Source organism: Wolbachia endosymbiont of Cantharis cryptica (assembly GCF_964277405.1).
Classification (GTDB): Bacteria; Pseudomonadota; Alphaproteobacteria; order Rickettsiales; family Anaplasmataceae; genus Wolbachia.
Genome location: NZ_OZ195521.1, coordinates 588,059 through 601,691, shown reverse-complemented (window position 1 = coordinate 601,691; position 13,633 = coordinate 588,059). Strand labels below are relative to the sequence as shown.

Here is a 13,633-nt window from a genome sequence, read left to right as displayed (position 1 = left end):
CAATTTGACGTTTTTTGATGTCTTGAACGCTTTATAAGCGCGTTCCAGCTTATATAGGTAAAAACCCAGAAGTTTTATAAAGACATGCGGTGCACGTAGTGCGAAAAATTAAACATGAGACGCCAATTACCCTAAGTTTTTTGTCATTAACCTGCACAGATTGCGAAGATAAATAAATAGCTTCAGTACTATGATAAGAGGACTGGCGGAGTTTGTCAAGGAGTTTTTATGCCAGTTGGATGATATCTATTATTACAACGTTCTACAGTTGTAAACTAAATAGCAATATAACATTAGGCAACCCTAATGGGTTAGCTATATATACCTTCCAAGAGTAATACGCTCACGAAGATTTAATGCAATGGCTTGATTTCTACTAAAGGACAGCATTATGCCAAGTGCAATGCTCGAAGATAAAAGAGAAGAGCCACCATAGCTAAGTAATGGCAGAGTTATGCCGGTGGTGGGAAAAACACTCAACGTTACCCCCACGTTTATTATGAATTGTGTGATAAATTGAATTGAGATACCGAGAATTACCAGCAAATTGAACAATTCACTTTCTCTATATGCAACATAAAGCAAGCGAGCAGAGATGATGCCAAATAACGCCAATGTGGCTAAGCACATAATCAAACCAAATTCTTCTGCTAAAACAGAAAATACAAAATCTGTATGACAATCAGGAAGAGAGGTTTTTACGCTACCTTCGCCAGGCCCAACTCCGGTTAATTGGCCTCTTTTGAATGCTTCTAATGATTTTGTAACTTGAAAGTTATCGCGCTGCGTAAAAAAGAGAAAATTATAAATCCTTTGCTCTATATGCGGGAGAAATAAGTAAGCCGTTGTAATTCCAGTTGTGACTATTCCTACTATGCATAGAAAGTATAAAAATGGTGTACATGCAATAAACATTTGACCAGTAAAAGAGTATGTTAAGAGCACAGACATACTAAAGTCTGGTTGCAAAAGTAACAACACAAAAACTAACAGAAATATTATAATTGATATGTACATTCTGAACTTCATTCTGCTAGCCAAGATACTAGCTATAACAACAGAAAAAAATGGCCTTACGAACTCAGATGGTTGAACTGAAATTTTGACAATATGTAACCATCGTTTCGCACCTTTTGCCTCTATACCAAGCATTATCACAACTGCCATTAGAATAATAAATAAAGTGAAACTTGCAAAGGAGAGATTAAGTATGGTTTTTGTATTGAGAAAAGAAAATGTTACTAAGGTAATCAGTGACAGAATTATATAGATTGTATGGCGCCGTATAAAATAATCTTGTGGTAAAGAAAGACGCTGCGCAATTACAGGGCTTGCTGAATAAACAAGAATGAAGCTTATAGTGAGCAAAAAAAACACTGGAAGGATGAGATAATAATCCAGCGTTCTATACCAGAGTTTTATATTCATTTTGTTCCAATGTGTAATGCCACTATTCCATAGCTCATATTATGAAACTCAACATTCTTAAAGCCTACCTCTTCAATTGCCATTTTAAAATCAGACTGAGTTGGAAACTCTCTGATGCTTTTTACTAAATATTCATAAGAACTCTTGTCTTTAGCAACTATGCCACCGACTTTAGGAATTACTTTAAATGAATATAAATCATAAAATTTGGTAAATATTTCATTTTGATAGTGCATGGGAGCAAATTCTAAGCAAATAAATTTCCCATTTGGTTTTAATACCCTATGCATTTCACTCAAAGCCTTCTTGCGATCAGAAACATTTCGAATACCAAAAGCTATTGTACAATAATCAAATTCGGAGTCTTTAAATGGTAAATTTTCTGCATTCGCACATACCCAATCAAGATTTAGCTGATTTGAATTTATAGCTTTATCACGTCCTTTGTTCAGCATGTTTTGGTTTATATCACATACTGTAACCTGAGCACTTGGTTCTTTTTTCACTATTCGTATTGCTATATCTCCAGTTCCTCCAGCAACATCTAAAACCTTAGAGTTCTTTGTAAAATGCACGCTATTTACCATCTTATCCTTCCATAACCTGTGTACTCCTAGGCTCATTATATCATTCATAATGTCGTAGCGACTTGCCACGGAATCGAATACCTCTTTAACTAATTGCGATTTATCCATGCTACCTATTGTATTAACCACTACACTATACAACAATTTTATGAAATTCTAATAGGCCTTTTAATAGAATCTTCTGCAGCCATAGATAAAATAATAAGCTTGAGAAGTTAGATATATACTCACAAACAAAATACATTATAATTAAACCTATCTGATCCGGTAAATCGTTAAGTGACAACAGCTCTTTCACAAAATATTATCTCTCTTATTATGATATTTTCTGTGGCAATCGCTGATATGGCGACTGACTTATACTCAGTTGCACTACCAAGCATTGCCAATCATTTTAAAGTAGAAGGCAATGTAGTGCAGCTTACAATTAGCTTGAATTTAGTTGGATTTGCGATATCCGGATTAATTTATGGTCCACTATCGGACCATTATGGTAGGCGTCCAATAATGATAGTCGGTATGGCAATCTTTACTTTTGCAAGTATTATATGTTGCATAGCTGATGATATTACACTTTTAATATTAATTCGCTTTATACAAGGAATGGGGGCTGGTGTTGCAGGCGTCGTTGGGTATGCAGCAATAAGGGATATGTATTCAGGTAGTGAATACTCAAAAGTGATTTCAAAATTAAATATGGTAGTAGCGCTTTCACCTGGGATAGCTCCAGTGGTAGGCAGTTATATAATTTCACATGGTTATAATTGGAAATTTTTGTTCTTTATTATATCATTAGCAGCAATTATTATGCTCATTTTTATATACTTTAAGTTACAGGAAACTCTCACTGTCAAAAAAAATGAAATTAGCATAACTAGCGTGGTTATTAATATTTTCAAACAATATATATTAATATTTCAAAACTATCGTTTCCTTGGGTTTTCAGCTATTCACGGATTAACTTTCATGTGGCTTTGGGCATATATTGCTAACTATCCCTTCATATTTGAATCGATGGGCATTGAAGTACAGTACTTCGGCTATCTCATATCAATCATAGTCGTATTTTATATAATTGGAACTTTAATTAATAGAAGGTATGTACCAAAAATAGGGGTGAGCAAGATGCTAATAATAGGTTTGGTATTACCGATAATATCTGATGGTTTATTGGTATATTTTTATTTCATAAACAAGTTGAATATACTTATTCTTCAAGTTGTTTGGATTCCAAGCAATATAGGTCTTGCATTAGTAATAAGCAACAACGTAACTTCTGCGTTAGAAACAATGAAAAGTATAGGGCTTGGTAGTGCAGTCTTATCATTCTGCAATATGATGTTCGGGGCTATCGGAATATATATAGTAGGAAAATTCTTTTCCTACGGTATTTTGTCAAATTTACTGTTAACAGTTGCATGCTCTACAATTGCAGTTATTATATACAGCTTACTCAAATACACTGAGAAACATCCAAGTAGTTGACTTTTTTGCTACAATATGCGATAATTAGAAATATCATTTAAAGTCAGAGGTAAAGTTATGACAATGAACGATTAGCAGTGGAAAGAAATCTCAGAAGTGTCTCTACCTTTGTACGCTAAGCCATACCTTTCTCCTTTCCCCTGAAACTAAAATCTATATACTTAACTTTAGAAACTTCAAAATATGATGCGATCTAATGTTAGAGAGTTATTTTGCTATATAAAGCCTAATCTATCTTATTTCATCATAGCTTTTATTGCAGTTTTATTTTCAGCTTTAACGATTCTCCTTTTTGGCAGAGGCTTAAGCAACATAATTGATTCTGGTGCAGAGCACAATTTTACTACCAAACTATTAGTTGCAATATTTATAGTTTTAGCCATTTCTCTCACCGCATTTACTCGGTTATATTTCATTGGAATTGGCAGCGAAAAAGTTATCGCAAGAATCAGATATGACTTATATAGCAGTATTACCGATTTGCAGCCAAGTTTCTTTGAGAATACAGGCGTCCAAGATGTTATCTCAGCGTTAATTACTGATACCTCTGTGCTGCAATCAATAATAAATAGCAGCTTACTAACCATATTACGAAATTTTGTAATATTGATCGGTAGTGTTGCCATGTTATTATATACAAATATACACCTAACTGCATATGCAGCCGCAATAATACCTATACTATTAATTATCATGACTTCACTTGGGAAAAAAGTGCGTAGCTATGCCCGCTTCGCTCAAGATAAATTAAGTGAGCTTGCATCGTTTAGTGAGGAAAATTTTAGGTCCATAGTGACTATCAAATCGTTTGTATTGGAAGAAAATGAAAAAATCTGTTTTAAAGAATATTTAAACTCAGTATCGAAATCATACGTAAAATTGGTATTCTTACGTGCTATTTTGGTAACTCTGGTTATCACGTGTGTGATAGGCTCACTAGTTGTTTTGCTCTTTTTTGGTATTAAAGAAGTCTTAAGCAATAATATAACCATTGGAGAACTATCTTCATTTGTGTTTTATTCAGCACTTGCAGCAGGAGCTGTAAATAATTTGAGTGATAATATAAGTGATTTACAACGAGGTCTTGGAATAGTAGAGCGTTTATTTGAACTTAAAAATATGAAAAGCTCTATAGCAAATACCGATGATCCTATAAAAATTTATAGTGTTCAAAAAGGAATTTCGTTTGACGACGTAACATTTTTTTATGCTGATAAGCCAGCATTAGATAATGTATCATTCTCTATAGAGGCAGGTCAGGCAGTGTCAATTGTTGGCCCATCTGGCAGCGGTAAAAGCACCATTTTAAAGCTTCTGCTCCGTTTTCACGATCCAAACAAAGGCAGCATCACTATTGATGGGCATAATATTAAGTCAATTGCGCTAAATAACTTAAGATCATTGTTTGGTTTAGTGCCACAAGATCACATGATATTTTCTTGCTCAATAATGGAAAATATACTATACGGCAAACCGGGTGCTGAGCATGAAGAAGTGAGGCAAGCAGCTATTGGTGCTTATGCGATGGAATTTATTGATAAGCTACCTGACAAATTTGATACATTTGTAGGGAAAAGAGGATTAAAACTTTCTGAAGGACAAAAACAACGCATTGTAATAGCAAGAGCCATACTCAAAAACCCTCAGATTTTAATATTGGATGAAGCAACCTCCGCCCTTGATTATAAAAGTGAAAACCTCGTGCAAAAAGCATTGAGCAAGTTAATGAAAAATAGAACAACGATCATGATTACACACAGGTTATCAACCGCGCTCAAAACTGACAAGATTATAGTGATTAATCATGGAAGAGTAGAGGAAGTAGGAACTCATGACTCTCTAATAAATAAAGATGGGCTGTATGCAAAATTAGCGAAAATACAGTAGACACCTTTAAAATTTGTTTGTGATAGAAGACATTTCAAAGGAGTTCAACCGAAGAAAACTCCAGTGTATTTAAGAGTTAAACACAATGTTTTGAGATTCATGTAGGCTAAAAAATTCAAATAATACTGTCGTTAATTAGATGGACATGCTAATTTTAAGATAAAGTTATTAAATTCTTAACTATTTTAATTTATAATAATTTAATATTATTTTTTAAAGGATCATTATGATTTATACTCCGGGTTTTTTACAACAACCACAATACATGGCTTCTCATTTATCAGCACCTGTTTTACCAGCGCATACGCCTTATACGCCTTATACGTCTGCATATACACCTTATGCTGTTAATTCATGTCATAATCATTTTAACTCATGTCATAACTACTATGACGCATATCAATATCACAATCCTTGTGATTTATTAGGACTTGTTTATTAGAAGATTGTTTTTAAACAACTTGCATACACATGTAGTGCTACCTTAGCATACGTGCTTTATGTTCTTCTAAGAACATGTGGGTATTATTCAAATAATACCCACATGCCTCACATTTTGCTTGATAAAACAAGCAAAAGCTTACTACTAGCAGTTTTACCATAATTTATTTCAACAACACAACTAATTCGATTAGACTTACAGTTTCTTTTTGAAATCTTGTCATTTTAAGCACATATATTTAACTGCATCACTATTAAAGTCGTATTTTGAAATGTTGTAAATTAAAGATCTCTGATATGCTAATTTTAATCTCAAGGTTATTAAATTATTAATTATTTTATTCTATAATAATCTAATAGTTATTTTTTAAAGGATTTTTATGACTTGCTATTCAATTTCACAACCGTACAATGCTTATTCTCATAATAAAGGTGAACCTTATTTCTCAGATCTTAGATCAGTACTCGTACCTGATAAATCTGATAACAAGTCTTGCCTTGATAAAGATTGCACAACCGTACACAAATTTTGCCTTATAGGCGATCATCATACTCCTAACTTTCATACGTTCTTTAAGCATCATCACATTCCATTCCAAGGTGATCATAACCCATATCTTAAATATTATCATAATCCATGTCACAATAGTCCATGTCACAATAGTCACCATGATGCAGCATGGTACCACGCTCACGACTCTGGTAACACAGTAGTGCTAAATGTACCACCATATTGGGGTTGGGGCGGAGCTGGGGTAGTAGGAGTTACAGGAGCTGAAGGAGTACCGATAGGTCATTCAGAACCTATCGCAGTAGCTGATTCTGCTGCAGAGATAATTTAAGGACAATAAATTTTTGTAGGTAATTGTAGCGAAGGTTATGAAAGATGTGAAAAGTGCGTAAAAGTGAGAGATATCATATTAAGGTCACAAATAGCATTGACTTAATATGATAAATAGAGTATAAGACAAAAAAAAGGGATATGCACTATGCACCTCTGTCTATTGGTTTATAACATTATTATAGCCCACTTGATTTATGGTCTTTCTTGCCTTCCCTACTAATATTGCTAATTTGAGATAAAGTTTTAATTATATAGGAGATTTCTATGTTAGATAGTACTGATAACACACATGCTGACAAATTGTCCAATGAAGCTATTCAGGATGCAAGTGGTGTTAACCAAGAAGAACCTACTGCAGAAACTACAGTAGAAGAAAGCAGTGAAGAAACTTCTTTAGAAACTACAGCAGGTAATGAAAGTGAAGAAAAACCCACTGCAGAAACTACAGTAGAAGAAAGCAGTGAAGAAACTTCTTTAGAAACTACAGCAGGTAATGAAAGTGAAGAAAAACCCACTGCAGAGACCACAGTAGACAATGAAAGTAAAGAAGAACCTACTGCAGAAACTACAGTAGAAGAAAGCAGTGAAGAAACTTCTTTAGAAACTGCAGCAGATAATGGAAACGGAGCTACAGTAAATGTAAAAAAACCTACTGCAGAAACTACAGTAGGTAATGGAAGTGGAGGGAAACTTCCTGAAAAACCTATTGCAGAAACTACAGCAGGTAATGGAAGTGAAGCTACAGTAAATGTAGAAAAACCTCCTGTAAAGCCTGCAGTACATGTAGGAGGTAAAGGGAAATTTCCTGTAGATGAGCACCCATGTTTCAACCATCATGATAACCTATGCTTCAAGCATTGTCATGATCCATATTACAGTAATCATCATGCAGCATGGCATCACACCTATGATTCTGGCAATACAGTGATAATACCTTATGGTTGGAAAGGTGGACTACCTGATGGCTGGAAAAGTGGACTACCTGTAGTAAAAATCGGAGGACATGCAAAATTCTTTGATTGGAATGAGCCTGCGCCTGCGCTAATATCTGGTCTAGGTTGCGATATTTTTGATTGTTATTAACTGCAAAAAAGCTGTTTAATTTCGATAAAATGTGTGAATGAAGATAAAAAGGGGTTCGCCTTGTAAGCATACCTATGTTCTACAAGTCGCATTTAACTTCTGCGCTGTTGTCTGAAAAACACGGTATTGGTGGCTCTTTCCTCTATAATAATTTCTGTATAAGTCACATGAGATAACTCTTCAACTAGCCCCATTTATTCACTATACTGCCATAGGTTTTTATGGTTTTTCTAGTCGATGAACATTTTTAAACGAGTTTCCTCTTTAATTTTTAGCAAATTAAATGAGTTGAAGCAAAGGGGTATCATAAATACAAGTGCGGCAAATTTTATTGTAGAGCCTCCAAGCAATAGAGCACATGGTGATATCTATACAAATGTTGCTATGGTGCTTGCAAAGCATGAAAAGAAGAATTCTGTTGAGATTGCAGGGATGTTAGCAAGAGAATTTAAACCTTTTGATGAAGTTGCAAAAGTGGGAATAGCAGGCCCTGGTTTTATAAATATGCACTTAAAAATAGAAGTATGGCATGGAATTTTAAAACAAATAAATGAGCTAAAAACAGAGTTTGGCACCCTAGATATAGGAAACAATCAGGCTGTCAATGTTGAATTTGTATCTGCAAACCCAACTGGTCCACTGCATATTGGCCATGCGAGAGGAGCGGTATTTGGTGATGTTTTGGCAAATTTACTGAAAAAAGTTGGTTATAAAGTCACTAAGGAGTACTACATTAATGATGCTGGAGCGCAGATAGATACGCTAATTCGGTCAGTATATCTTCGATATAAAGAAGCTCTGGGAGAGAAGATTAGTATTGAAAAAGGCTTATACCCAGGTGAATATTTAAAGCCAATAGGGGAAGGGCTAGCTAAAAAATATGGCAAGGAACTTCTGGAAAAGCAAGATAATCAAGCGATTAGAGACTATACTTTAAGCTCTATCTTAGCATTGATAAAGGAAGACATGAACTTACTTGGAGTAAATCATGATGTTTTTACTTCAGAGTATGAGCTGCAAAAAAGTGGCAAAATCGAAGAGAGTATAAAGATATTGTCTGATAAGGGTCTAGTATATGAAGGATATCTGGAAAAACCAAAGGGTAAAGAAAATGAAAATTGGACCTCCAGAAAAGAGATGCTATTTCGCTCTACAAAATTTGGTGATGATGTTGACCGTGCATTAAAAAAAGAGGACGGCAGTTGGACTTATTTTGCCTCGGATATTGCTTATCATTTTGATAAGATATCACGTGGTTTTAATAATATGATCGTAGAGCTTGGTAGTGACCACGGTGGTTATGTCAAAAGGCTCAAAGCAGTCGTCTCTGCGCTGAGTGATAACAAAGCAGAGATAGAAATAAAATTGCATAATATTGTGAATTTTTTCGAGGATGGAAAACCTGTTAAGATGTCCAAAAGATCAGGAAACTTCCTAACAGCAAGAGATGTGGTGGAGGAAGTTGGCAGGGATATCACTCGTTTTATAATGTTAACACGCAAGAATGATATGGTCTTGGACTTTGATTTTGCTAAAGTTAAAGAACAATCAAAAGACAACCCTATTTTTTATGTGCAATATGCGCACGCCCGTGCTCATTCATTAATGCGTAATGCTCCAAAAGAGCTCCCAATAGCAGATCCTTCACTTTTAAAGACAGGTGGAGAGCTCTTCCTCATAAAAACCTTAGCAAAGTGGCCAGATGTGGTAGAAACAGCGGCAAGGCTTTATGAGCCACATAGAATTACTTTCTACTTACTTGAAGTTGCAGAAGCGTTTCACGTTTTATGGGGGTATGGCAAGAATGATTTAAACATGCGGTTCATACTGGAAGATAATCTCGACCTCACCGCTGCAAGAATGTTTCTCGTCCAAGCCTTAGCACACGTCATTGCTTCTGGACTTTCTATCTTCAATATAGAGCCTTTGGAAGAGATGAGTTGATTTTTTTGCCATAATATATAATAGTTAAAATATTATTTAAAGTCAGAGGTCAAGCTATGAAAGATAAGCAGTGGTGGAAAATATTAAGCGCAGTTAACGAGGAAGAAGATTTAAGTAAGGATAATGTAATTGAAAAAATAAAAGAGGAATTAAAAGCAGAAGACAAAGATTGGTATACAAAGTGGGAAGAAGCTGATTTTGATGTAAATTATCTGTTTGAGATTGAAAGTAATGTGTTCATTCAATGTGAAGATGGTTCACTCATTCGATTTGAAGATTTTGAAGATGAAGATTTTGAAGATAATGAATTCACTCAACCTAAAGATAATGGTCTCACATTATTATACTTAGCCGTCTACAATGATCTAGGAAATATAGCAAATGCTCTGTTGGAAGTAGAGAGAATCAATATCAACACAGTAGGTAAATATGGATGTACTCTCTTACATGTGGCTTCTTTACGCAGTAATATAGGGGTAGTAAATTATCTAATAGAAAAGGGGGCAACTGTTGATGTAAAAGATAGCTTTAGCAGGATTCCTTTACACTCGGCAGCTAAAGGAGGCTGTAAAAAGGTGGTAGATTTTCTAATAGCAAAAGGAGCTGATGTTAATGCAGTAGAAACAGGTGGACAGACCCCTTTACATTCTGCAGCCGAAAGAGACTGTAAAAAGGTGGTAGATTTTCTAATAGCAAAAGGGGCTGATGTCAATGCAGTAGCTGAAGATGGAAGTACTCCTTTATATGATGCTGCATTTTATGGCCATACAAATATAGTAAACACTCTAATAGAAAATGGTGCAAATATTAATATAGCAGATAAAGGTGGCTGGACTCCTTTACATTTAGCGGCTGAAGGAGGCTGTAAAGAGGCGGTAGACGCTCTAATAGAAAATGGTGCAGATATTAAAGCGGCAGATGAAAATGGATGGACTCCTTTACATATTGCTGCTTTAGCATGGTCTCATAAAAGGGTTCTAAGTGCTCTAATAGCAAAAGGTGCAGATCCTTTATTAAAGGATAAAGATGGTAAAACTCCAAGAGACTTAGCTAAAGATAATAGTGTGAAGAAGCTTCTGAAGAAGGAAGAAGAAAAACAACTGAGACACTAAGCATTTACATAAAAGTATTACTGCTGGCAGCTCAGTTGCAGTTGAGTTAATACCTATAGTAATAGCAGTGGTTGCAGTTGCGGTGGCAGCACTAGCAGTTGGTGGTATTACATATATGCTGTCAAAACCTAGTACTAAAGTGGATGAAGTGGAAGAAGAACAAGGCATAACTGGGGATGAGCGGAAAGCTTGATCTGCTGGATTCCAGCACTGGAATTTGTTATTGCAACACGGTAGTCCCTTCTCCTGTCATCCAAGTAGCTTGACTACTTGGATCCAGCTAAGTTGGTGAGCATAAAAGTATAGCTAACGCGAGCTCTACGTCATACCGCCGCGGTATCTCTAGATCCCGCTAACAAGCAGCGGTTGTCGTTTAGCTATAAAATTTAAGAAAATATTTAAGAAATTTACCAAGTAAAAAAAGGCAAAAGAAGCCCTGTGATTATTGTCCGCTTTAAAGTACTGGCGTTTTTTATGTTTTAAACCCCTGACAAGCGAGATTCAGCCGCTTTTAATCGCTACTAACCTACGCTGCAAGTGTTTAAGAAGTTTACCAAGCAGAAAAAAAGACAAAGAAAACCCGAGTTAGCTAGTCCTTTACTATCTCTGTCGAGTATTGGCATTTTTTGATGTCTTGTAACGCTTTGTAAGCGCGTTCAGCTTATTTAGGTATAAACCTAGATGTAGATGAAGTTTTGTAAAGACATACAGTACCTATGTACTGCAAAAAATTGAACATAAGACGCCGATACCTTAAGTAATCCTTACCTTTTAATCTGCAGATTGGCGAAAGCAAATACAATAGCTTCACTTCCATGATAAGATGACTGGCGGAGTTTGTCAAGCAATTTTCTCCGTTTCTATTGTAATGACAGCTATAATAGTTGTGGCCTATGCAAGAAGTCTATTTACTCTAGGTATATTGGATGTATACTTATTACTAAATTAAATTTGAAATGATAAGAAATGAATGAATTTAAATCGATCCGTAATATTGCGATAATTGCACACGTTGACCACGGGAAAACTACTTTACTTGATAACATGTTAAAACAAAGTGGCACGTTTCGCGAGAATCAAGAAGTTCAAGAGCGAGTGATGGATAGTGGTGATCAAGAGCGTGAGCGCGGGATTACAATACTTGCAAAATGCACATCAATAATGTGGGGTGATGAAAAAATCAATATTATTGACACACCAGGACATGCAGACTTTGGTGGAGAAGTGGAAAGGGTATTGTGCATGGCAGATGGCGTGCTGCTGCTGGTTGACGCTGCAGAAGGTCCAATGCCGCAAACTAAGTTTGTGTTATCAAAAGCACTAAAAGCAAATTTGAAGCCAATTGTGATAATCAATAAGGTTGATCGACCAGACAGCAGAATTGACGAAGTATTAAATGAAATATACGAGTTATTTTTTAACCTTGATGCAACCAACGAGCAGCTAGATTTTCCAGTGTTGTATGCTTCAGGTAGAAATGGCTGGTGTGCTAAGGAGCTTTCTGATGAAAGAAAAGATTTAAGCCCATTATTTTCAACGGTTACAGATTATATAAAACCTTCTGTTTATGATCAAAATGCACCATTTGCTATGCTGGTCACTCTACTTGAATCTGATAAGTTTCTTGGCAGAATATTGACAGGGAAAGTTTATCAAGGAATCGCAAAAGTTAATTCAGATCTTAAGGTACTTGATTTGGACGGTAAAGTAGTTGAACGAGGAAGATTGACTAAGTTACTCTCATTTTCTGGCTTGAAACGTACTCCAATAGAGCAAGCTATAGCAGGTGACATAATTGCAATTGCAGGGCTTGAAAAAGCTTCGGTTTCAGATACCATTTCTGCGCCAGAAATGACAACTGCTATAAGCTCAACTCCAGTTGATCCGCCAACAATGGCGATTACTCTGAGTGTTAATGATTCACCTTTTGCTGGACAAGAAGGCACAAAGCTTACTTCCACTGTTATAAAGGATCGTTTATACGCGGAAGCAGAAACAAATGTTGCAATTACTGTGACTTTTGCACCAGGCGGTGAGGCATTTGAAGTAGGTGGACGTGGTGAGCTGCAGCTTGGAGTGTTAATTGAAAATATGAGAAGAGAAGGTTTTGAGCTTTCGGTATCACGCCCTCGAGTGCTATTTAAAGAAGAAGACGGTAAAAAGCTTGAACCTATAGAGGAAGTGGTAATTGATGTAGATGATGAGTATAGTGGAATCATTATGGAAAAACTCAGCTTCCGAAAAGGTGAAGTGACTGATATGAGGCCTTCTGGTAATGGCAGAACAAGATTAACGTTTTTAGTGCCATCAAGAGGATTAATTGGTTATCAAGGAGAATTTTTAACTGATTCTCGGGGTACAGGTATAATCAACCGTTTATTTCATAGTTATGCTCCACATAAAGGACCAATTTCCGGAAGACGCAATGGAGTTTTAATTTCTACTGATAAGGGTGAAGCTGTAGCGTATGCAATTTTCAATTTGCAAGACAGAGGAATTATGTTTATTAAGCCACAAGACAAGGTATATTGTGGTATGATTGTTGGTCAGCATAGCCGTGACAATGATTTGGAGATAAACGTACTAAAAGGTAAACAATTAACAAACGTAAGAGCATCAGGTAGTGATGAAGCTATAAAACTCACTCCACCAAAGATAATGACTCTAGAAGATATGATAGCGTATATAGATGATGATGAATTGGTGGAAGTAACTCCGAAATCTATACGTTTGCGTAAGAAATTTCTTGATCCAAATGAACGTAAACGTGCAGGAAGGGCAAAAAATAAGGAGTAGAGAGATTTCCACTCTGAGAAGTTATT

General features: G+C 35.8%; 10 protein-coding genes. 8 read left to right on the top strand and 2 right to left on the bottom strand.

Annotated elements, in window-relative coordinates:
• Window positions 1–315: 315 nt before the first annotated feature.
• Both ACICP6_RS02860 and ubiE read right to left on the bottom strand, forming a co-directional pair.
• The gene (locus ACICP6_RS02860; protein ID WP_395463534.1) at window positions 316–1,428 is read right to left on the bottom strand and encodes an FtsW/RodA/SpoVE family cell cycle protein; all 1,113 of its coding nucleotides are present in this window, start codon (window positions 1,426–1,428) and stop codon (window positions 316–318) included.
• Complete coding sequence (gene ubiE / locus ACICP6_RS02855) at window positions 1,425–2,123, bottom strand: bifunctional demethylmenaquinone methyltransferase/2-methoxy-6-polyprenyl-1,4-benzoquinol methylase UbiE (RefSeq protein ID WP_395463649.1); 699 nt, start codon at window positions 2,121–2,123, stop codon at window positions 1,425–1,427. Before ubiE ends, ACICP6_RS02860 begins: the two co-directional genes overlap by 4 nt.
• 210 nt (window positions 2,124–2,333) lie before the next feature.
• Between ubiE and ACICP6_RS02850 the strand changes: the two genes are divergently transcribed.
• The 8 genes from ACICP6_RS02850 (at window position 2,334) to typA (ending at window position 13,607) form a co-directional block, all read left to right on the top strand.
• Complete coding sequence (locus ACICP6_RS02850; protein WP_395463648.1) at window positions 2,334–3,500, top strand: multidrug effflux MFS transporter; 1,167 nt, start codon at window positions 2,334–2,336, stop codon at window positions 3,498–3,500.
• 186 nt (window positions 3,501–3,686) lie between these two features.
• On the top strand, window positions 3,687–5,387 hold the full coding sequence (locus ACICP6_RS02845) for an ABC transporter ATP-binding protein (RefSeq protein WP_395463647.1): 1,701 nt from the start codon (window positions 3,687–3,689) through the stop codon (window positions 5,385–5,387).
• Between the two features lie 821 nt (window positions 5,388–6,208).
• Window positions 6,209–6,670 (top strand): hypothetical protein, encoded by a 462-nt coding sequence (locus ACICP6_RS02840; RefSeq protein WP_395463533.1) that lies wholly within the window; start codon window positions 6,209–6,211, stop codon window positions 6,668–6,670.
• Between the two features lie 266 nt (window positions 6,671–6,936).
• Window positions 6,937–7,755, top strand: coding sequence for a hypothetical protein (locus ACICP6_RS02835; protein ID WP_395463532.1), 819 nt, complete (start codon window positions 6,937–6,939; stop codon window positions 7,753–7,755).
• A 237-nt stretch (window positions 7,756–7,992) separates the two neighbouring features.
• Window positions 7,993–9,699: an arginine--tRNA ligase gene (gene argS, locus ACICP6_RS02830; RefSeq protein ID WP_395463531.1), complete on the top strand. Its 1,707-nt coding sequence runs from the start codon at window positions 7,993–7,995 to the stop codon at window positions 9,697–9,699.
• A gap of 56 nt (window positions 9,700–9,755) precedes the next feature.
• Window positions 9,756–10,811: an ankyrin repeat domain-containing protein gene (locus ACICP6_RS02825; protein WP_395463530.1), complete on the top strand. Its 1,056-nt coding sequence runs from the start codon at window positions 9,756–9,758 to the stop codon at window positions 10,809–10,811.
• A gap of 67 nt (window positions 10,812–10,878) precedes the next feature.
• Window positions 10,879–11,004 (top strand): hypothetical protein, encoded by a 126-nt coding sequence (locus ACICP6_RS02820; protein WP_395463529.1) that lies wholly within the window; start codon window positions 10,879–10,881, stop codon window positions 11,002–11,004.
• 773 nt (window positions 11,005–11,777) lie between these two features.
• Entirely contained in the window at window positions 11,778–13,607 is a 1,830-nt protein-coding gene (gene typA, locus ACICP6_RS02815) for a translational GTPase TypA (protein WP_395463528.1), read from the top strand.
• Window positions 13,608–13,633 lie beyond the last annotated feature (26 nt).

Excerpts from the sequence above, each read along its gene's own strand:
- ACICP6_RS02860 (WP_395463534.1), bottom strand. The coding sequence starts at position 1,428 with ATGAATATAAAACTCTGGTATAGAACGCTGGATTATTATCTCATCCTT.
- ubiE (WP_395463649.1), bottom strand. The coding sequence starts at position 2,123 with ATGGATAAATCGCAATTAGTTAAAGAGGTATTCGATTCCGTGGCAAGT.
- ACICP6_RS02850 (WP_395463648.1), top strand. The coding sequence starts at position 2,334 with ATGATATTTTCTGTGGCAATCGCTGATATGGCGACTGACTTATACTCA.
- ACICP6_RS02845 (WP_395463647.1), top strand. The coding sequence starts at position 3,687 with ATGCGATCTAATGTTAGAGAGTTATTTTGCTATATAAAGCCTAATCTA.
- ACICP6_RS02840 (WP_395463533.1), top strand. The coding sequence starts at position 6,209 with ATGACTTGCTATTCAATTTCACAACCGTACAATGCTTATTCTCATAAT.
- ACICP6_RS02835 (WP_395463532.1), top strand. The coding sequence starts at position 6,937 with ATGTTAGATAGTACTGATAACACACATGCTGACAAATTGTCCAATGAA.
- argS (WP_395463531.1), top strand. The coding sequence starts at position 7,993 with ATGAACATTTTTAAACGAGTTTCCTCTTTAATTTTTAGCAAATTAAAT.
- ACICP6_RS02825 (WP_395463530.1), top strand. The coding sequence starts at position 9,756 with ATGAAAGATAAGCAGTGGTGGAAAATATTAAGCGCAGTTAACGAGGAA.
- typA (WP_395463528.1), top strand. The coding sequence starts at position 11,778 with ATGAATGAATTTAAATCGATCCGTAATATTGCGATAATTGCACACGTT.